This is a genomic window from Grimontia celer (assembly GCF_900055185.1).
GTDB lineage: Bacteria > Pseudomonadota > Gammaproteobacteria > Enterobacterales > Vibrionaceae > Enterovibrio > Enterovibrio celer.
In genome coordinates this window covers 123,392-143,591 of sequence record NZ_FIZX01000005.1, presented here as the reverse complement: position 1 = coordinate 143,591, position 20,200 = coordinate 123,392, and the positions used below count along the sequence as shown (strand labels likewise).

Below are 20,200 nucleotides of genomic sequence, written 5' to 3'. Positions count from 1 at the left end.
TTTTTCGTTGCCGCTCAAAGATGTCGGCAACGCCCCACTTTCATGTATTAAATTCTCTGGAGTTAAGATGAAACGCGATTTAGCGATGGCTTTTTCACGCGTCACAGAAGGCGCAGCACTGGCGGGTTACAAGTGGCTTGGCCGCGGTGACAAAAATGCCGCTGATGGCGCTGCCGTAGAAGTGATGCGCGTTTTGCTGAACAAAACCGACATTGAAGGTGAAATTGTTATCGGTGAAGGCGAAATCGACGAAGCGCCAATGCTCTACATCGGTGAGAAAGTGGGACTGGGTGGCGACGCGGTAGATATTGCGGTTGACCCAATCGAAGGTACCCGTATGACGGCAATGGGTCAGTCCAACGCGTTGGCTGTATTGGCAGCAGGCGAGAAAGGCACCTTCCTGAAAGCCCCAGACATGTACATGGAAAAACTGGTGGTTGGCCCTGAAGCCAAAGGCGTCATCAACATTGAACTGCCGCTTCGCGACAACCTGATCAACATTGCCAAGGCGCTGGGTAAATCGCTGGACGAGTTGGTTGTCACCACGCTGGCGAAGCCACGCCACGACGACACCATCCGCGAAATGCAGCAAATGGGCATCAAGGTCTTCGCGATTCCTGACGGCGATGTAGCGGCTTCCATCCTGACCTGTATGCCAGACAGTGAAGTAGATGTGATGTATGGCATCGGCGGCGCACCGGAAGGTGTGGTGTCTGCTGCGGTTATCCGCGCACTGGGCGGTGACATGAACGGCCGTCTTCTTCCTCGCCATGAAGTGAAAGAAGATAACGAAGAAAACCGCCGCATGGGTGAACTGGAAATCGAGCGCTGCAAAGAGATGGGCATCGAAACCAATGTCCGCCTGAAGATGGAAGACATGGCGAGCAGCGACAACGTGATTTTCTCCGCGACGGGCATCACCAAAGGCGATCTGCTGGAAGGCATCACCCGCAAAGGCAACATCGCGACCACTGAGACCCTGCTGATCCGAGGTAAGTGCCGCACTATCCGCCGTATTAAGTCTATCCACTATCTGGATCGTAAAGACGACGCAGTGAAAGCAAACATCCTGTAATTGCAGAGATGGACAACAAAAAAGCACGCCAAGGCGTGCTTTTTTGTTTATAGGTCAGAGCACTCAATGGCCGCCCGGCAAATCACCTTCCCGTTTCTCGCCTTTTTTGAACAGCGCCAATAAAGGCACCAAAAAGAAGTAGGACACCATGATAAATCCGAAGGTGTAAACGAAGGCGAGCAACGTTGATTGCTGGTGAAGCATATTGGTCACCGTCGCAATAAACCCTGGATCAGTGACCGACTGCCCCTGCGCTGCCGCAAATTGCTGAACCACCGGGTTTTCGGGCGTGATCCCTCCCCCTAGAGAGTTCCATTCTTTTTGCTGGATGCGACTGAAGTAAGTGTTAACGATAGAGATACCGAATGAACCACCCAGTGTCCGGCAAAGATTAAACACCACCGCCCCGCCTACCGCATGATTTGGCGCGAGCGTCGCGTATGCCAGTTGGCTCAGTGGCGCAAAGACCAAGCCCATTCCAGCGCCTTGAATGATGCTTGGCAGCAGCACCCAATAAATATCGATATCCAGCGAGTAGCGCATCATCATAAAGCTGCCGATACCATTCAGAACCAGTCCAATAACAATCAGCATTCGCGGATCCAAACGGTCGATAATCCGGGAAATAGAAAGCAGCACAATGGCGGAGGCCAGTCCTCTGGGTGCCATCACAAAGCCAGTAGTATCTACCGGATAATTCAACAGTTGCTCAAGCATCATCGGCTGCAATTGGGTGATACCGAACATACCCATGGAAAAGCCCGTCATGACAATGCACGAAAGCAGCAGATTTCGATCTTTCAACAGCCACATGGGGGCAATTTCGCCTTTGGTACGAAACGATCGCACAAGAAAGAATGCCCACGCCAGCACCGCAATCACCATCGAGAACAAAATAGTGTTCGAGCTGAACCAGCCATCCTCATTTCCTCGCTCAAGTACCATCTGAAGCAGACCAATACCGATGGCCATACCAAACACCAAGGGCCAATCGACAGTGGTTTTACCCCGACCATCCAGGTGTACAAAAAAGTACAGCAATGACAGGCACAAAGCTCCGACAGGCACATTTACGTAGAAAATCCAGCGCCAGTCCATGTTCTCGGTGATAAGACCGCCCACCGTGGGGCCAAGAATCGGGCCAAGTAAAACCCCGACAGAAAAGAGCGCCATCGCTTTGCCGCGCTCTTCCTTGGGATAAATCTGCACCATGATGGATTGAGAAAGTGGGATGACGGCGGCCCCAAATGCGCCCTGCATAATGCGAAAGATGATCATTTCAGTCAGGGTGTCCGCCTGCCCACAAAGTGCAGAAGTCGTAATAAATCCCGCGACAGACACCAACAGCAGCTTACGCACACCGAATTTCAGGCTGAGGTAGCTCGCCAGGGGAATACATATCGCCTCTGCCATCGAGTAAGAAGTCAGCACCCAGGTTACCTGCTCAGAGGTCACACCCAGCGCGCCCATCATATGCGGCAGCGACACATTGGCGATAGTCATGTCCAGCAACACCATGATGGCGGAGAGCATCACCGCCAAAGTGACCATCAACCTCGCACTGCCAGCCTCCATCGGCTGCGGAGAAACATCACTGTTGGCTGTCATTGGCTTTCGCCTTCGCAAGGGTATCAATGGTTACCGTCGCACTTGCCCCAACCCTCAGTGGCGGCTCGTCAGCCTCTCTCGTGATGGTCAATCTCACCGGAAATCGTTGCGGCACTTTCACCCAGTTACCGGTGGCATTTTCGGGTGGCAACAAGGAAAAAGAGGTACCACTTGCCGGCGAAATCGCCTGCACCACGCCTTTGAAGGTCACATCAGAGTACATATCCAACACGATCGTGGCCGTCATATCAGGTTGGATATAACCCAGCGCATCTTCTTTGTAATTGGCCTCCACCCAGAGGGAATTATCCTCAATCATCGGCATTAAGGACTGTCCCGGCGCAACCACACTGCCCGGACGCACTTTCACATCCCCCAGCGTGCCGGAAGTCGGCGCAATAATTGTGGTGTAGGAAAGATTTAAAGACGCTTCTGAAAGTGCAGCTGCCGCCTGCCGCACCGCGGGTGCTTCAGTACCAGATGCACCCTGCTCACTAATGAGCTGAGACATTCTCGCCCGCGCGGCGTCGAGGTTGTTTTTCGCCGCTGCCAGTTCTGCTTTTAAATCATCACCGGATTGTTTTGGCAGCACACCACGTTCCACCAGCGCCATATTGCGTCGGTACTTCTCTTCGGTGTCATTCAGTTGCGCGGAGGCAGATTGGATTTGCGCACTCGCACCAACAATCGCATCACTGGTTGCTTTGTTGGCGGCCACTGCGTTTTCGTATGCAGCCTTAGCTTGCTCGACTCTGGCTTGGTAAGGCGCAGGATTAATGCGGGCAATCACCTGCCCTTTGTCCACATGGTCAAAATCAACCACATTCACTTCCGTCAGTTGACCGCTTATTTGGGGCGCGATGTAAAGAATGTGGCCATGCACATAGGCATCGTCAGTGCTGGGATACTGCTCTTGATGACGAATATAGAAATAGGCGGCAATCACCAGTATCGCGGCAACCCCAGCCAGAATGATGAGATTTCTAATGGGGAATTTTTTTTGCTCCGTCATGCGACCTCCTGCGACCGCCAAAAGCTGAGAACAGATAACCTGATTCTTAAAACATCGGGAGAGTCTAGACAGCGAAATACACCTTCGTACCGCCACCTTATGCGATCAGTTGACTTTCAGGTGTGATTTTTAAGGATGTGACAGTGCATCTCACTTTGACGACATGGGGCAGCGCCGTTTGATTTTCCGTTACTGAAATGGCGGCCCTTGCCCCAATGAATTAGCATTAAATTAGTAAAGACATTGCTTTATTTACCTACATCCCCGCATAATGAAGTATCCAAATCAGTGACGAAGATGCGATGAAAACAGTCGATAAAATCCTGCACAAGATAAAACGTGAAGGCGCCGTGAGTGCGCGAGTGTTGGCAGATGAAATGGGCTTAACCACCATGGGCATACGCCAGCACCTTCAGGCTATGGAAGACGAAGGCCTGTTGGATTTTAGTGATATTCGCGTCAAAGTTGGCCGCCCAACCCGCCATTGGTCGCTGACAGCAGAAGGTCATCGCCGCTTTGCCGATAGCCACGGCGATCTCGCCATTTCAGTGATCGACTCAGTGGAGTCTTTGTTTGGCGAGGCCGGCCTTAAGAAAGTGATTCAGCAACGGGAAGAAAAAACGTTGCAGCATTACCGCGACGCGCTCAAAGATTGCCACAATTTAAAGGCTAAACTTGAAACCTTGGCGTATCTTAGAGAGAGCGAAGGTTACATGGCTGAGCTGCAGGAAATCGATGACGGTTTCTTGTTAATCGAAAATCACTGTCCTATCTGTCAGGCCGCCAAGCGTTGCCCGGCATTGTGTAAATCAGAAAAAAATATCTTCCGATCCGTACTCGGTGACGAGTATCAGGTCACGCGCGAAGAGCACATTATTGAAGGGCAGCGTCGTTGTACATACAAAGTTCAAGCACGAGAGTAATGCGCACAAAAAACTAAATTTTAATGAGGGGGTTGCATGGCTACTTGGATCAAAGCGGAAGTTATTGAAAATCGTCGCTGGAGTAAAGATCTGTTCAGCCTCGTCCTCGATGCCGATGTGGCTCCCTTTACCGCGGGGCAATTTACTAAGCTCGGCTTGGAAATTGACGGCAAAATTATTCAACGCGCTTACTCCTTCGTTAATCCTCCCAGCAGCAAATACCTTGAAATTTACGCCACCCGCGTCGCGGATGGCTTGCTCTCTCCCCGCTTACATGAACTTGAAGCTGGCGATTCCGTCTTGATCACTCAAGAAGCCAGCGGCTTTTTCACATTGGAAGAAATTCCTGAAGGGGAAGACTTATGGATGTTGTCCACCGGCACCGCTATTGGTCCCTTCTTGTCTATTTTGCAAGAAGACGAAGTTTGGCAACGTTTTCGAAAAGTGGTGTTGGTACATGCCGTGCGTTTTTCTGCTGATCTTAGCTATCAAGCAGAAATTAACGAGCTCAAACAAAAGCGCAGCGATCAAATCATCGTACAACCTTTTGTCAGCCGTGAGCCTAAGGCTGGGGCACTGTCGGGACGCATTACACACGCGCTTGAAGATGGTCTATTAGAGCGGGTTGTCGGGCTGAATATGGCCCAAGAGAAAAGTCAGGTAATGCTTTGCGGTAACCCACAGATGGTTAAAGATGTTCGCGCCATTTTGATAGAAAAAGGGTTAGAGAAGAACCTGCGCCGCAAGCCTGGCAACATCACGACCGAACAATATTGGTAAAACTGACTACTTATCCTGCCTACTTTTGAGGGGAAAACGTCCGTTTTTCCCTCTCAAAGAAAAAATCACAAACTTTCACACTCATTCTTATTATTGAGACTGGAAAATACCGTATATCGTGTTTTTGGGCGCAATCAACCAATTACCTGTATCAGACTCAAAACACACCCAATCCATTAACAGTTATTGTCTCACTTATGAATCACAAGTGTGATTGATCGCTCATTTTTTAACCGTATAGTCTAAGGCAAGTCATGCGCAGCCAGAGGAGTAATGCCATGAAAACGTTGCCTTCATTTGACGAATTAAAAGCGTTAGCAGAAAACGATCCGCAAGCACTGGAAGCGCTGAGGATTGAAATGAGCGAAGAGATCATCGAGAGCGCCAGCGAAAGTATGCAGCCAAAGCTGCGTGCACAGATGAGCCATATCAACCGAGTGATCGCGTCAGGGAAAAACCCAAACCACGTGAATGCGTTGTTGATGAAAGAGTTGATGCGTCAATTTGACCGCTTCTCAACCGCCATCAATAACCCACAAGCTTTAACTGAGCGAAGCGCAACCGTCACTACATTGCACCCGAAACGTAACGAAGCAACCGTTGCGATTGAAGGCTAACTCAGTTTTTGAGCGGTGGTTCGCCACCGCCGCCCTTTTTTGCCTTCAATCACGCACTAAGCTAAGCGTCGCGCTTTACCTTCGCATACCAGCGTCTGTCCATATCCCTGACATCTACTGATAAGCTTGCCACTTCCGGCGCATGCTGTTGCATCACATCTAAAAACGCATGGCTGAGGTTTCGCTTTTGCTCTTCGTCACGTCCGTCCAACAGCCACAAGGTGACGTGGATGAAGTTTTCCTGATCATCCTTATCCGCAACCAGCCAATCATGGCAGGCATAAGCTCGTGACTTAACGTCACTGACATCGAAAATACCGCTACCAATCGCAGTCTGATGCAGATCTTCCAAGAGCTGGCCAACGCTGACCCGCTCTGAAACCGGATCACTGTACTCCATGACAATATGGGGCATAACTCACTCCTTGTTACGATAATGAGCCACTTTACCGCAGCATTTCGGGCGATTGTTACTAAAGAGAAGAATATTCTCCTCAGATCACACCACGCCGTCTTTCACTCGCTTGCGCTAATCCGAAAATTTATAACGAAATTTTGTTACTCAAAGGTTCACATTTGCGCGCAAAACGAGTACAAACGATGGCATTTATGATTTTGGACAGGAAACGCTGACAGCGGTGCTGTTATCGTTCCCGAAACTGAATTTCGATAATTGGATTACGGAGGAATTCCCTATGCGCCGTCCATTGGTAATGGGTAACTGGAAACTGAACGGCAGTAAAGCCATGGTAGCAGATCTGATCAAAGGTCTGGACGCACAACTTGCTGGCGTTGAAGGTGTAGACGTAGCGATTGCACCACCAGTAATGTACCTGGATCTGGCAGAGCAACTGCTGGGCAAAGCAGAAAGCAAAATCCTGCTGGGCTCTCAGAACGTTGACGTTAACGCTAGCGGCGCGTTCACTGGCGACATTTCTCCGGAAATGCTGAAAGACTTCGGTGCGACTCACATCATCATCGGTCACTCAGAGCGTCGTGATTACCACGCAGAGTCTGACGAGTACGTTGCTAAGAAATTCGCATTCCTGAAAGAGCACGGTCTGGTTCCTGTTCTGTGTATCGGTGAATCTGAAGCACAAAACGAAGCAGGCGAAACTGTTGCAGTATGTGCACGTCAACTTGACGCTGTGATCAACACTCAAGGTGTTGAAGCACTGAACGGCGCTGTTATCGCGTACGAGCCAATCTGGGCAATCGGTACCGGTAAAGCTGCGACTGCTGAAGATGCACAACGCATCCACGCTGAAATCCGCGCACACATCGCAGCGAAGAGCGAAGAAGTGGCGAAGAACGTTGTTATCCAATACGGCGGTTCTGTTAAGCCTGAGAACGCAGAAGCGTACTTCGCACAACCAGACATCGACGGTGCACTGGTTGGTGGCGCAGCACTGAACGCAGAAAGCTTTGCAGCTATCGCAAAAGCAGCGGCGGCAGCAAAAGCGTAATTCAGACCCGTTCTGAACCGAAAGGAGAAGCCAAGGCTTCTCCTTTTTTGTTTCTTTATCCGACCTTTCTCGCCCGCTATACTGCGTTTTTCTTTTGACGGCGAGCCTGCTTCCATGTTTCACATTGCGCTTCATGAACCCCAGATTGCCCCGAACACCGGCAACATCATCCGTCTCGCGGCTAACACAGGCTGCAAACTCCATTTGATTGAACCACTGGGTTTTGACTTCGAAGAGAAGAAACTGCGCCGTGCTGGGCTCGATTATCACGACCTGACCAATGTCACCCGTTATCCTGACTACGCGACCTTCTTAGATGCGATGGGTGATCGCCGTATCTTTGCTTGCACCACGAAAGGCAGCCGCCCACATTCTGATGTCAGCTATCAAGCGGATGACGTGTTTCTGTTCGGTTCGGAAACCAGCGGCCTGCCCGATGAGGTTCGCAACGCCTTCACACCGGATCACCGCATCCGCGTTCCTATGGTGCCGGACAGCCGCAGCTTGAATCTGGCAAACTCGGTATCAGTAATTTGCTATGAAGCCTGGCGCCAGCTTGGCTTTGAAGGCGGACTCTAAAAAAGAAAAGCAGGCCTTGGCCTGCTTTTTCATTTCGTGCTTTCGTTGCGTCAGGAAGCCATCCCCACCGAGCTTCTAAGGTTTTTCGCAATCACATTTAGCTTGTCTGTGGCATTGACCAAGTTCGCGACCTGATGGGCACTCTCTTCCGCCATTTCGCTAATCTTGTTAACGTTCACGTTAACCTCTTCCACCACACCGCTTTGCTCTTCCGCAGCACTGGCGACTTGCAAATTCATGTCCGTTACCGTCGACGTCGCTTGGCTGGACTGGTTGAGGAAGTCTGCGGATTGATTAGACAGCGCGATGGTCTTATCACCCATTTCACAGCTTTGCTGCATGGTGTCCACTGCGTCTTTGGTGACACTGGTCAGCTGGGCAATCATGGTTTCAATCTCTGAGGTCGAATCATGGGTACGCTGTGCAAGGCTTCGTACTTCATCCGCGACCACGGCAAAACCACGACCCTGTTCACCGGCGCGCGCCGCTTCAATGGCTGCGTTCAGTGCAAGCAAGTTGGTTTGTTCGGCAATCCCCTTAATCACATCTAATACAGAGGTGATGTTGGCGCTGTTTTTTTCCAGCTCTGTCAGCGCCGCACTGCTTTGGGTCAGACTTTCAATCAGTTGTTGTGTCTGACTCACCGCTTCATCATTGATGCGCATACACTCAGACGATTTGCTCGAGGCTTCTTCGGTGGCGTGCTGGGTTTGGGTGGCGTTATTGGCAATTTCCTGTGCTGTCGCCGACATCTCGTTAACGGCAGTCGCGACCTGCATGATTTCTCCACTTTGCGCGTCTGAATTGTGCTTCACAGCCTGCGCCGATTCATTGAGTAAATGCACGGCCTCTGACACTTCCTGTGCCACTTTGGCAATCATACTGTTTGTGCTTTGGCGGGTACCTTCGAGGTTTTTCTGCAGCTCCCCGATAATACCCGGCTCGTCCGAAATGGTTGGCTTGCTGAAGTCCCCGTCTGCCTGCACTTTCAGCGCCGCCGACACTTTGCTTAAACCTTCATAGATGCGGTTAAGAATGATCTTAGCAATAGTGATAGCCACCAATAACGCCACAATCACCGAACCAATAACCGTCATTTCCAGAATGATCGCTTTTTCTTCAATATCGAGCACAGCGTTTTCAGTAAATTTTCCCAAATCGCTTAGCAAGCCATCTACTGATTTCGTGATTTTTTCAGCTTCATCGCCCACTACCTGATCCAACAATTCAGCTTCGTGAAAATGACCGCCGTCCAGTTCAGTAAAGACTTCATCAACATGCACGGTCCACTTGCCGTGTAGTGCCTCAACAGCGCTCACTTTCTCGTTCGCCGCTCCAAATGCGGCAATTTCTTCAGCGGTGCCGTTTGCCATACCATCAGAAAAAAGCGCTTTTATTTTGGTCAGGTCTTCTCCGACTTTCGTTCCTAAATCATAAAAATAGGCTTTTTCTTTGTCGTAGTTTTCCTGAGCGTTCGGCTCTTTGCCGATTTCTAGCGCATAGCGGAAGGCTTTGTTGTAGTGAACACGTTGCTCGACTTGATGCTCGGTTGCTTTACTGAGGGATTCTAGAACGGGAATATCGCGGTGAGCGACACCTTGAACATGGCTTTCGATGTAAGCCAACTTATAGAAGACAAACGCTCCAACAAGAATTTGTATTCCACATACTAAAGCGACGAACATAGTCAGACGCTGTTTAATCGTCATTTTCTTTGCTGACATGAGTAGCCTCTCCGCTAAGCCTTCAACTACATAGGTAGGGAGAGAGGCAACCTCTCTCCATCAAACTTATCAATAAGGTTAGCAAAGTGTTTCAAATATGAGAGGTTTATCGTAAATTTTGCTGACTAAATTATCAGCTTAACGTCTTCAGTGTCAGGTGAACGGTTAAACCACCTAGGCTGTTCAGCGTCGCTTTAGCACTGCCATTATGCTGACGCATTGCACTGTCAGTGATTGCAAGCCCCAATCCAGTGCCGCCGCTTTGCCTGTCTCGCGCCGTCGAGACCCGGTAAAACGGGCGGAAAATGTCATCTAACATTTCTTCCGGTACGCCTTCACCGTCATCACTGACCTTTACCGTCAACTCACGGCCCGAGAGTGAAAACACCACATCCACTTTGGCATCCGCGTACTTGATGGCATTGCGCACCACATTTTCCAGTGCGCTGCACAATAGGTTTCCATTACCTTCAATTTTTGCCTCAGGGATCGTGTTATACACCAGCGTTTTTCCACTCTCCCCTGCCTCAAATTCAGCGTCCTGCAGCAAGGTTTCCCAAAGCTCAGTAAGGGTAAACTCTTCCCGTTCAGCATGGCTGTTGAGCTGCATACGGGAAAGAGAGAGCAAATCAGCGATCATCTGCTCCATACGTTCAGCTTCGGTATCAATACGAGTTAAATCAGGGCTTTCGCCCTGCTTTCGAATGGCCAGTGCATTGGCCATTCGCAGTCGGGTCAGAGGAGATCGAAGCTCATGGGATATGTCCGATAGCAATCGCTGTTGACCGCTGATCATTTGATTCAGAGCTGTCACCATCTGATTAAAGCTGGCACCGGCCTGCACGAACTCACGCGGCCCTTTTTCCAAAGAGGGATCAGTTTCAAAACGCCCTTCTCCTACACGCTCTGCCGCTGCCTGTAAGCGACGTGCCGGACGTGTCACCGCCCATGCCAACCAAAGCAACAAAGGTGTACTCACCACCATGGTTACCAGAAGAAGCTGAAATGGCCTGTCGAGAATTTGCACGTAAAATGGCGGCTTCTCTCGCCAAAGTTTACCGACATACATCAACGCCTGTTCGCTACCATCATCAATCAAAAAAGGACCAGCCAGCATCCAACGGCCATAGAGGCGTTGCATCGGGTCTTCCGGGTCATCAGCCAGCGACGTGAAATTCTTCAACATCCGGCTGCTGCCATGATGTCCTCTTTCCAACAATTCGCCATCAAGAGTGGTGAAGTAAAACTTCACGGGCTTGCGGTCTGGTTGTTTCTTTTGCAGCCTGATCAGCTTTTGTTTCAGTGTCCCATGCATACGGGACACCTCAGCTGATACTTTTTCTGACAGCTGTGCAAACTCAGCTTTCACCGCTGTCGGCAAGGTATGTTGCTGGCGTGGGTCGCTGTTTTGTGCGGCCAATACTGCAATCAATACCAACAAAAGCGTTAGCCAGAAAATGGCAAAGATACGGCCATAAAGACTTTTAATGGTCGGCAGCTTCATTACGCCTCCACCAGCAAATAACCACGGCCACGCAAAGTTTTTATGCGGGGCTTACCGTCTTCACGCTCAGGCAATTTTTTCCGGATGTTGGAGATATGCATGTCGATGGCGCGATCAAACGGGGCAAGACGCTTTCCAAGCACATTCAGGCTGATATCAGCTTTGGCCACGACATTGCCCGGCTGCTTAACCAAGTAAGCCAGCAAGGCCGTTTCTGTCCCTGTCATCTCAATTAACTGAGACTGGCAGTACACTTCCATCTTACCCGGATAAATCACGATATCCTGATATTCCAGCTTGTCCTGTGGGTCATCTGCGCGCTTTTCATCACCGTTTTTCGCAGTGCGACGGAGGATAGCGCGCATGCGTGCAAGCAACTCACGATCAGAGAACGGTTTGGGCAGGTAGTCATCCGCGCCGAGTTCCAACCCCATCACGCGGTCAATCTCTTCACCTTTAGCGGTCAGCATTAATACCGGAGTTTCCCAGGTATCACGAAGACGGCGCAAGGTTTCCATTCCGTTCAATACCGGCATCATCACATCCAACAGCACCAAATCGGTGCTTTCACTGATCTTATCCAGACCTTCCTGACCGTTATTGGCGATGTCCACCTGATAGCCTTCAAGCTCCAGCAAGTCGTGAAGCAGGCTGGTCAGTTCTGTGTCGTCATCAATAAGAAGAATGTTTGCCATGGTGTGCGCCTAATACGATTTCATTAAAGCTAGTATCCGCCAATCCCTGAACTGATTCCATGTGTAAGTCTTAGGTTTACCCGCCTTTACATTGCTTTACGTAGGCAGAACACCGGTTTACATCCCAGTGGGTAAAGTTACTCCCATCAAGCGACACAACAAAAACCGGAGAGAACACCATGAAATTTTCAAAACGTATTGCTGCAACTGTTATCGCCCTGCCTCTGATGATGGGCTCAATGTCTGCCATGGCATTTGGCGGCAAACATCACGATGGTGAAGGTATGCACGGCGGTAAGGGCATGATGGGTAAACACCTTCTGCGTGGCGTAGACCTAACCGACGAGCAAAAAGCAGAACTCAAAACACTGCGTGAACAAAAACGCGAAGACATGAAGGCGAGCAAGGGCGAATTCCGCACTCAGATGATGGCTGACCGCCAACAAATGCAAGCGCTGATGCTGGCAGATAATTTCGACGAAGCTGCGGTGCGTGCACTGGCAGAGAAGATGGTCGACCAACAGGTTGAGCGCCGTGTAGCCATGATGAAAGGCCAGCACGAAATGATGACCATTCTGACCCCTGAGCAAAAAGTTCAGGTAAAAGAAAATATGGACAAAATGGCTGAGCGCATGCAAAAACGCATGGAGAAACGCGGCTAATTGCCCTTTCACACCAATAGGTTCCCCTGAATGCCGGCACTTGCCGGCATTCGGCGTTTCAGGGCGATGCTATTGAGCAACAGAGCAATGCGTTAATTCATTTTAAAAAAGCGTTATACTGCACATACTTAAATCACGCTGATAGTGCTCATGACCGAAAGATACGCCCGACTCGTTCAGGCCGCTGCCTGGGCAGCGACCATTACCGCCACTTTCCTCCTTCTGATGAAGCTTTTCACTTGGTGGTACACAGGTTCAGTCAGCTTGCTGGCATCCTTAGTCGACTCCTTGATTGACCTTCTTGCCTCAGTCACCAACCTGGTGGTGGTGCGTTATGCACTGCAACCTGCCGATGAGGAACACAGGTTCGGACATGGCAAAGCCGAGTCTCTCGCCGCCCTCGCCCAATCAGCATTTATTGTTGGCTCAGCCTGTTTCCTGCTGCTCAATGGCGTTGAGCGTCTGTTTAAGCCCACCGAGTTGCATCACCCAGAAGCCGGAGTGCTCATCAGTGCGATCGCGACGCTTATTACTGGTGGGTTGGTGCTGTTCCAGAAATGGGTGGTTCGCAAGACAGGCAGTCAGGCGATAGCAGCGGACTCCCTGCATTATCAGTCTGACCTTTTCATGAACATTGCCATTATCGTTGCGCTTGGGTTGGCTTGGTATGGCTTCCCGATGGCAGATGCAATTTTCGCCATTGGTATCGGTATTTTCATTCTGGTCAGTGCTTTCAAAATGGCGTATGAAGCCGTGCAGTCACTGCTTGACCACCAGCTTCCTGTAGCAGACCAGGAGAAGATTTACACTTTGGCATCGACAGTGCCGGGCGTGGAAGGTGTACACGATTTGCGTACGCGTCAGGCAGGTGCGACGCGCTTTATCCAGCTTCACCTGGAGCTGGATGACAACCTCAAACTGGTTGATGCACACCGAATTGCCGACGCCGTGGAAGACCGCCTGGAGGTGGCCTACCCGGGCGCAGACATACTGATTCACCAGGATCCGGTCTCAATCGTAGGAAAATCACCGCGTGAACAAATTTAATACACGCCAGCGCACGAATATTTGCAACGGTTACTGATATTTATCAACGAAAAACGTTAGCAAAATTGTAATAGTCTTTCATAAGTAGGAAAGTTACAGTTTCAAAGGCGAGGTCAGCAAGCTAAACTGGCACGTCTCGTGTGTTGGGGCAAACCCGCGTTACCTGCTAAGACTTTCACCGGAAAGCTGGGGTGGGATGGCAGTTTCGACATGCGGTAAATGGATTTGAAATTTCAATTCCCAAAGTCAGAGGGTAACCATGGTTAGTAAAATTGGTGTTTTGACCAGTGGCGGTGACGCCCCGGGTATGAATGCAGCGATTCGTGGCGTTGTTCGCGCCGCACTGAGCGAAGGTCTGGAAGTTTACGGTATTTACGACGGCTATCAGGGTCTGCATCAGAATCGCATCGAGAAACTGAACCGCACCAGCGTTTCAGACATTATCAACAAAGGCGGTACTTTCCTGGGTTCTGCACGCTTCCCTGAGTTCAAAGACGAGAAGGTGCGTGAGCAGGCAATCCAGAACATGAAGATGCACGGCATTGACGCACTGGTTGTGATCGGCGGTGACGGTTCTTACATGGGTGCAAAGAAGCTGACTGAAATGGGCTTCCCATGTATCGGTCTGCCGGGCACTATCGACAACGATATTCCAGGTACTGACTACACCATTGGTTACCTGACTGCACTGAACACCGTTGTTGAAGCAATTGACCGTCTGCGTGACACGTCTTCCTCTCACCAGCGTATTTCTATCGTTGAAGTGATGGGCCGCCACTGTGGCGATCTGACTCTGGCTGCGTCGATTGCAGGTGGCTGTGAGTACCTGATCACTCCTGAAATTGGTCTGGATAAAGAGCAACTGGTTGCCAAGATCAAAGAAGGTATCTACAAGGGTAAGAAGCACGCTATCATCGCGATTACTGAGCTGATGACGGACACTAACGAGCTGGCAGCTTACATTGAGTCAGAAACCGGCCGTGAAACCCGTGCGACCATCCTGGGCCACATCCAGCGTGGCGGTCAGCCACGTGCTTTCGACCGTATCTTGGCGTCCCGCATGGGTGCTTACGCGGTTGACCTGCTGATGCAGGGCGAAGGTGGCCGTTGCGTGGGTATTCAGCGTGAAGAGCTGGTTCACCACGACATCATCGATGCTATCGACAACATGCGCCGTCCATTCCGTCAGGATCTGTACGACGTAGCAACCAAGCTGTTCTAATCCAGCGGTTGTCGAAAAAGAAACGGAGCCAAATGGCTCCGTTTTTGTATCTGTTATCAGAGTAGCGTTAAAGCTTAAGGCTTAAATGCCGTCGCCTTCATTAAAACTCTGTCCGCATTTGAACTTCTGATCCATGTCGAACGAAGGCTTATCGCTGCTTGGTGCACCAACAATCTTGGCTGGTACGCCCGCTGCCGTGGTATGCGGCGGCACATGAATAAGCACCACTGAGCATGCTGCCACTTTGGCTCCCTCGCCCACTTCAATGTTGCCAAGGATTTTTGCCCCGGCACCAATCATGACACCTGTGCGTATTTTCGGATGACGGTCGCCGGACTCTTTACCGGTACCGCCTAAGGTCACGTCCTGAAGGATGGAGACATCGTCTTCAATCACAGCTGTCTCACCGACAACGATACCCGTTGCATGGTCAAACATGATACCGCGGCCAATGCGCGCAGCCGGGTGAACATCCACCTGACACGCCACAGAAATCTGGTTTTGCAGGTACACAGCTAATTCACGGCGGCCTTGATGCCACAGCCAGTTAGCCACGCGAAACCCTTGCAGTGCATGAAAGCCTTTTAGGTAAAGCAATGGCGTAGAATAAAGCTCAACCGCAGGGTCGCGCTCTACCGTCGCACAAATATCGCAGGCTGCTGATTCAACAATACGCTTGTCACCGGCATATGCCTCTTCGATAACCTCACGCACAGCCATTGCAGGCATGCTAGGCGTGGCGAGCTTGTTGGCAAGAATATAGCTCAGCGCACCGCCGAGTGAGTCATGCTTAATGATGGTGGCGTGGAAGAAACTCGCGAGCATAGGTTCACGCTCTGAGTGCTCTTTTGCCTCAAGCTTGATGGCCTTCCAGACTTTTTCCTGCTGGCATTTTTTATCGCGGCCTTCACCGCACATCCTTTGCATCTTTTTACCCATATCTGCTGTCATAACATTGCTTTGCGTTTCTGCGTCACCTCTTTCTCCGTGAGGTATTTCGGCGAAACATTGACCTAAGTGTGACATAGAACGTCAAACAACCCAACACTACCAATCAGTCTGTCAGCTCGGTTGACCTTCTCCTTGCTGTTTGTCGCAAAAATAAAAACGCGAGACCTTAGCCCCGCGTTTTCTTAGACCCGACTGAACGGAAGAATCATTCAGAGGTGCGTTGACGTGCTAACAAATCCTGCGCTGCCTGTCGGGCATCTTTACCTTCATACAGCACCTGGAAAATCTGCTCAACAATCGGCATTTCAACACCAGTCCGCTTTGCCAGCGCACGAACTTCTTTGGTATTACGATAGCCTTCGACCACCTGACCAATTTCATCCTGCGCTTCATCAACGCCTTTACCTTGACCCAGTGCCAGACCAAAACGGCGGTTACGGGATTGGTTGTCGGTACAGGTCAGTACCAGATCGCCCAAACCCGCCATACCCATGAATGTCTCGCGCTCTGCGCCGAGTGCCACGCCTAAACGCGTCAGCTCTGCCAAACCACGGGTAATGAGCGCCGTTCGTGCGTTAGCACCAAAACCAATACCGTCCGACATCCCCGCGCCAATCGCAATGACGTTTTTCACTGCGCCACCAAGCTGCATACCGATAAAGTCGCTGTTGGCGTAAACGCGGAAAGAGCGCGCACAATGCACTTTATCCTGGAGCTCAGCCAGAAACTCAGTGTTTGGTGAAGCAACAGAAATGGCGGTCGGTAAGCCCGCAGCCAATTCTTTCGCAAACGTTGGGCCAGACAACACCGCCAGCGGTATGTCCTCACCCAATTGCTCGCGCGCAACGTCTTGCAAAAGGCGACCGGTTTCTGGCTCAAGGCCTTTGGTCGCCCAGCAAATACGCTGGTCATCACGAAGGAAAGGTTTCACCTGTGCCAGTACCAAACCAAACACATGGCTTGGCACCACCACCAGAATGTCCTGAGTGGCCTGAATCGCTTCTTCAAGATCTGCGCTCAGGATCAGTGAGTCAGGAAATGCGACACCCGGCAGAAACGCTTCGTTTGAGCGATCAATTTCGAGCTGCGCCATATGCTCAGGCTCATGCCCCCACAGCACCACATTGGCGCCGTTTCGGGCCAGTGAGATTGCGAGAGACGTACCGTAAGAGCCTGCGCCCAGAACGGTCATTGCCACATTGGCGTTGGCGATATCTGTCATGTGTCGACCTTAAAATTACTATTACGCGTCAGCGCCGTCTTTTTCTTGCGCTTGTTGGCTTTGCAGGTAGTTCATGAACAGTGCGTCGAAGTTAACCGGCGCCAGGTTCAGTTGTGGGAAGGTACCTTTCACTACCAAGCTAGAGATAGTTTCACGCGCATATGGGAACAGAATGTTCGGGCAGAATGCACCCAGGCAGTGTGCCAGTTGAGGGGCTTCCATACCGTCTACAGAGAAGATACCACCTTGCTGAACTTCACACAGGAATGCGTTCTCGTCGCCGTTTTTCACGGTTACAGTCAGGCGCAGAACCACTTCGTAAACACCTTCACCCAGCTCACGGCTTTGGGTATCCAGGTCCAGGTTTACATCTGGGTTCCACTCTTGCTGAAACACTTCTGGAGAGTTAGGCGCTTCGAAAGAAACATCTTTCAGGAAGATGCGTTGAATCGCGAAGTTCTGTTGCGCTTGTGGGTTGGTTGCTGCTTCAGCCATAGTGATAAATCCTTGTTATTTAAACAAATGCTTTCACGCATTTTAAAACGATTCAGGCAGCTCACTGAGCTGCCTTCAGAATAGTGAACCTGTTGCGTGGTTACTTTTTCTTCTTGCTGCGGATCAGTGGCAGATTCGCCTCATTCCACGAGATCAGGCCATCTTTCAGAACGTTCACGTTCTCGAAACCTGCTTTTGCCAGTGCGTTGGCACTTTCAATTGCTGTTTGCCCAGTCTTACACACCAAGATAATTGGGTCAGACTTGTGTTTTTCAATCTCAGCGGCGTTGTTCGCTTTGATGTCTTTCGCCAAAACGTGAAGTGCGCCCGCAATATGGCCCGCGCGGTACTCATCGCGGCTACGAACGTCAACAAACACACCCTTTTCACGGTTAACCAGAATGGTCGCATCGCTTGGCGTGATGATTTTATAAAGTGCGGTTTTCTGTTTGATGACTGACAGGATCAGCGCAACAACCAGACCCACCCACACTAGGGACAAGATCAAGTTGGCTTGTACAAATTCAATAAACTGCTGCATGGCTCGCTTCTACTAAGTGTCGGCACAAAAAATCGAACCCGAGTATAACCTTCAAACTGTGCAAATACAGCATGGGCTTGGATTTCCATGCCCCCACTCACTGACAACAGGATCAAAAAGCTTGAAATCGATCACATTCGCCTCAATAACTAACAAATAGGGAGAATGTGATTTTTGGCCGTTTTTCGGCTGATTCGATTGTTCTCCAACAATAGCTAAACGACTGATCTGTTTACTTACTACAAAATTTTATTCCGCTGGCTTCATTCTCGAGACCCACTGAAAAAGGTAAGACACAGCGTCAAGCCAGTGAAATAGGGACTCATCACCCTCCATTACAGTTTTTGTTGAAGATTTAGCGAAAAAGTTTGCCTACTGCTTAACCAATAAAATGTAGTAAAGTTACGCTAATTCACGAATATTGAAATCGACATAAAGAGGACACCGTATGTCTGCTAAGAAGCCTTTGGCACTCGTTATTCTGGACGGATGGGGTTACCGCGAAGACAACAGCGACAACGCAGTTGCAAACGCGAATACACCTGTTCTTGATGGCTTGATGGCGGGCACCAGCACCCTGATCTCTGCATCAGGTATGGATGTTGGTTTGCCAGACGGTCAAATGGGTAACTCAGAAGTAGGCCACACCAACATTGGTGCAGGCCGCATCGTTTACCAAGATCTGACTAAAATCACCAAAGCTATCCAAGATGGTGAGTTTTTCGATAACCCAGTACTGACCGGTGCTATCGACAAAGCAGCGAAAGCAGGCAAAGCGGTTCACATCATGGGCCTGATGTCTCCAGGCGGCGTTCACAGCCATGAAGACCACATTGCAGCGGCAGTTGAAATGGCGGTTCAGCGTGGTGCTGAGGAAGTGTACCTGCACTGCTTCCTGGACGGTCGTGATACCCCACCTCGCAGCGCGAAAGCGTCACTGGAACGCTTTGATGCCTTGTTCGCGAAACTTGGTAAAGGCCGTACGGCATCTATCGTAGGTCGTTACTACGCCATGGACCGTGACAACAACTGGGATCGCGTAGAAAAAGCTTATGACCTGATGGTTGAAGCTAAAGGTGCGTTCACTTACGGCTCTGCAGTAGAAGCGCTGGAAGCCGCTTACGCACGTGACGAAAACGATGAATTCGTTCAAGCGTCTGAAATCCGCACTGAAGGCCAGACTGTTGCGTCTTTCAACGACGGCGACGCAGTGATCTTCATGAACTTCCGCGCTGACCGCGCGCGTCAAATCACCCGCGCATTCATGCCTGGTTTTGACGGCTTCGCTCGTAACAAGGTTGCTGCGCTGGCAGATTTCGTGATGCTGACAGAATATGCGGCAGACATCGACACCGCATGTGCTTACCCTTCAGAAAACCTGGTTAACACTCTGGGTGAGTGGCTGTCTAAGCAAGGCAAAACCCAGCTGCGTATTTCTGAAACCGAAAAATACGCGCACGTCACTTTCTTCTTCAATGGCGGTGTTGAGTCCGTATTCGAAGGCGAAGAACGTGCACTGGTTGCTTCTCCGAAAGTCGCAACTTACGACCTGCAACCAGAAATGAGCTCTGAAGAGCTGACTAACAAGCTGGTTGACGCGATCAAGAGCGGTAAGTTTGACCAAATCATCTGTAACTACCCGAACTGTGACATGGTTGGCCACACTGGCGTTTACGATGCTGCAGTTAAAGCCGTTGAAGCTATCGACCACTGCATTGGCCGTGTTGTTGAAGCGATCAAAGAAGTTGATGGTCAATTGCTGATCACTGCTGACCACGGTAACGCGGAAATGATGGTTGACCCAACAACCGGTGGTATCCACACTGCGCATACTAACCTGCCAGTACCACTGATTTATGCGGGCAGCAAAGACATCGACCTGGTTGACGGCGGTAAACTGTCTGACCTGGCTCCAACGATGCTGGCACTGACCGGTGTTGAAGCGCCAGCGGACATGACCGGTAAACCACTGTTCGTTGCTAAATAATTAGCCACCATTTTCAGTGATGAAAAGCGCGCTCTTCGGAGCGCGTTTTTTTATGCAGTTCTGACAACTCACTTCCTGATTTTCTCTTAA

General features: G+C 50.4%; 20 protein-coding genes. 10 read left to right on the top strand and 10 right to left on the bottom strand.

Annotated features, from left to right (window positions below; translation table 11 throughout):
- The first annotated feature begins 67 nt into the window (after positions 1 to 67).
- Positions 68 to 1,075, top strand: a complete 1,008-nt coding sequence (glpX, locus tag GCE9029_RS22070; RefSeq protein ID WP_062666973.1) for a class II fructose-bisphosphatase — start codon at positions 68 to 70, stop codon at positions 1,073 to 1,075.
- 63 nt (positions 1,076 to 1,138) lie between these two features.
- Here glpX and GCE9029_RS22065 read toward each other — a convergent pair whose 3' ends face one another.
- Entirely contained in the window at positions 1,139 to 2,683 is a 1,545-nt protein-coding gene (locus GCE9029_RS22065; RefSeq protein ID WP_062666971.1) for a DHA2 family efflux MFS transporter permease subunit, read from the bottom strand.
- Complete coding sequence (locus GCE9029_RS22060; protein WP_062666969.1) at positions 2,667 to 3,695, bottom strand: HlyD family secretion protein; 1,029 nt, start codon at positions 3,693 to 3,695, stop codon at positions 2,667 to 2,669. The genes GCE9029_RS22065 and GCE9029_RS22060 overlap by 17 nt, the downstream gene beginning before the upstream one ends.
- A 302-nt stretch (positions 3,696 to 3,997) precedes the next feature.
- Between GCE9029_RS22060 and GCE9029_RS22055 the strand changes: the two genes are divergently transcribed.
- The 3 genes from GCE9029_RS22055 (at position 3,998) to GCE9029_RS22045 (ending at position 6,015) form a co-directional block, all read left to right on the top strand.
- Entirely contained in the window at positions 3,998 to 4,618 is a 621-nt protein-coding gene (locus tag GCE9029_RS22055) for a helix-turn-helix transcriptional regulator (RefSeq protein ID WP_062666967.1), read from the top strand.
- Between the two features lie 36 nt (positions 4,619 to 4,654).
- Entirely contained in the window at positions 4,655 to 5,398 is a 744-nt protein-coding gene (locus GCE9029_RS22050; protein ID WP_062666965.1) for a ferredoxin--NADP reductase, read from the top strand.
- 278 nt (positions 5,399 to 5,676) lie between these two features.
- The gene (locus tag GCE9029_RS22045) at positions 5,677 to 6,015 is read left to right on the top strand and encodes a DUF3135 domain-containing protein (protein WP_062666963.1); all 339 of its coding nucleotides are present in this window, start codon (positions 5,677 to 5,679) and stop codon (positions 6,013 to 6,015) included.
- Between the two features lie 61 nt (positions 6,016 to 6,076).
- Here GCE9029_RS22045 and GCE9029_RS22040 read toward each other — a convergent pair whose 3' ends face one another.
- The gene (locus tag GCE9029_RS22040) at positions 6,077 to 6,430 is read right to left on the bottom strand and encodes a 5-carboxymethyl-2-hydroxymuconate Delta-isomerase (protein ID WP_062666961.1); all 354 of its coding nucleotides are present in this window, start codon (positions 6,428 to 6,430) and stop codon (positions 6,077 to 6,079) included.
- Between the two features lie 280 nt (positions 6,431 to 6,710).
- Here GCE9029_RS22040 and tpiA point away from each other — a divergent pair, with 280 nt between their 5' ends.
- Both tpiA and GCE9029_RS22030 read left to right on the top strand, forming a co-directional pair.
- On the top strand, positions 6,711 to 7,481 hold the full coding sequence (gene tpiA / locus GCE9029_RS22035; RefSeq protein ID WP_002535276.1) for a triose-phosphate isomerase: 771 nt from the start codon (positions 6,711 to 6,713) through the stop codon (positions 7,479 to 7,481).
- A 114-nt stretch (positions 7,482 to 7,595) separates the two neighbouring features.
- Entirely contained in the window at positions 7,596 to 8,060 is a 465-nt protein-coding gene (locus GCE9029_RS22030) for a tRNA (cytidine(34)-2'-O)-methyltransferase (RefSeq protein WP_062666959.1), read from the top strand.
- Positions 8,061 to 8,110: 50 nt separating this feature from the next.
- On the opposite strand, the gene GCE9029_RS22025 is transcribed toward GCE9029_RS22030, so the two are convergent.
- From GCE9029_RS22025 to GCE9029_RS22015, 3 genes are all read right to left on the bottom strand, one after another.
- Positions 8,111 to 9,784: a methyl-accepting chemotaxis protein gene (locus GCE9029_RS22025; RefSeq protein WP_231870182.1), complete on the bottom strand. Its 1,674-nt coding sequence runs from the start codon at positions 9,782 to 9,784 to the stop codon at positions 8,111 to 8,113.
- A gap of 133 nt (positions 9,785 to 9,917) precedes the next feature.
- Positions 9,918 to 11,288: an envelope stress sensor histidine kinase CpxA gene (gene cpxA / locus GCE9029_RS22020; protein WP_062666957.1), complete on the bottom strand. Its 1,371-nt coding sequence runs from the start codon at positions 11,286 to 11,288 to the stop codon at positions 9,918 to 9,920.
- Positions 11,288 to 11,983, bottom strand: a complete 696-nt coding sequence (locus tag GCE9029_RS22015; RefSeq protein ID WP_062666955.1) for a response regulator — start codon at positions 11,981 to 11,983, stop codon at positions 11,288 to 11,290. The genes cpxA and GCE9029_RS22015 overlap by 1 nt, the downstream gene beginning before the upstream one ends.
- 179 nt (positions 11,984 to 12,162) lie before the next feature.
- Here GCE9029_RS22015 and GCE9029_RS22010 point away from each other — a divergent pair, with 179 nt between their 5' ends.
- The 3 genes from GCE9029_RS22010 to pfkA all read left to right on the top strand — a co-directional run bounded on the left by GCE9029_RS22010 (position 12,163) and on the right by pfkA (position 14,914).
- A complete protein-coding gene (locus GCE9029_RS22010; protein WP_062666953.1) occupies positions 12,163 to 12,645 on the top strand; it encodes a CpxP family protein in 483 nt (160 codons plus the stop codon).
- Between the two features lie 150 nt (positions 12,646 to 12,795).
- On the top strand, positions 12,796 to 13,692 hold the full coding sequence (gene fieF, locus GCE9029_RS22005; RefSeq protein ID WP_062666952.1) for a CDF family cation-efflux transporter FieF: 897 nt from the start codon (positions 12,796 to 12,798) through the stop codon (positions 13,690 to 13,692).
- Positions 13,693 to 13,951: 259 nt separating this feature from the next.
- The gene (gene pfkA / locus GCE9029_RS22000; RefSeq protein ID WP_062666949.1) at positions 13,952 to 14,914 is read left to right on the top strand and encodes a 6-phosphofructokinase; all 963 of its coding nucleotides are present in this window, start codon (positions 13,952 to 13,954) and stop codon (positions 14,912 to 14,914) included.
- A gap of 81 nt (positions 14,915 to 14,995) precedes the next feature.
- Here the strand turns inward: pfkA and cysE are convergent, their stop codons facing one another.
- From cysE to GCE9029_RS21980, 4 genes are all read right to left on the bottom strand, one after another.
- Positions 14,996 to 15,841 (bottom strand): serine O-acetyltransferase, encoded by an 846-nt coding sequence (gene cysE / locus GCE9029_RS21995; protein WP_062667124.1) that lies wholly within the window; start codon positions 15,839 to 15,841, stop codon positions 14,996 to 14,998.
- Between the two features lie 229 nt (positions 15,842 to 16,070).
- On the bottom strand, positions 16,071 to 17,087 hold the full coding sequence (gene gpsA / locus GCE9029_RS21990) for an NAD(P)H-dependent glycerol-3-phosphate dehydrogenase (RefSeq protein WP_062666948.1): 1,017 nt from the start codon (positions 17,085 to 17,087) through the stop codon (positions 16,071 to 16,073).
- Between the two features lie 21 nt (positions 17,088 to 17,108).
- Positions 17,109 to 17,582, bottom strand: a complete 474-nt coding sequence (secB, locus tag GCE9029_RS21985; RefSeq protein WP_002535289.1) for a protein-export chaperone SecB — start codon at positions 17,580 to 17,582, stop codon at positions 17,109 to 17,111.
- Positions 17,583 to 17,682: 100 nt separating this feature from the next.
- Positions 17,683 to 18,123, bottom strand: coding sequence for a rhodanese-like domain-containing protein (locus tag GCE9029_RS21980; RefSeq protein WP_062666947.1), 441 nt, complete (start codon positions 18,121 to 18,123; stop codon positions 17,683 to 17,685).
- A gap of 448 nt (positions 18,124 to 18,571) precedes the next feature.
- Here GCE9029_RS21980 and gpmM point away from each other — a divergent pair, with 448 nt between their 5' ends.
- Positions 18,572 to 20,110: a 2,3-bisphosphoglycerate-independent phosphoglycerate mutase gene (gene gpmM, locus GCE9029_RS21975; protein ID WP_062666946.1), complete on the top strand. Its 1,539-nt coding sequence runs from the start codon at positions 18,572 to 18,574 to the stop codon at positions 20,108 to 20,110.
- The last annotated feature ends 90 nt before the right edge of the window (positions 20,111 to 20,200 follow it).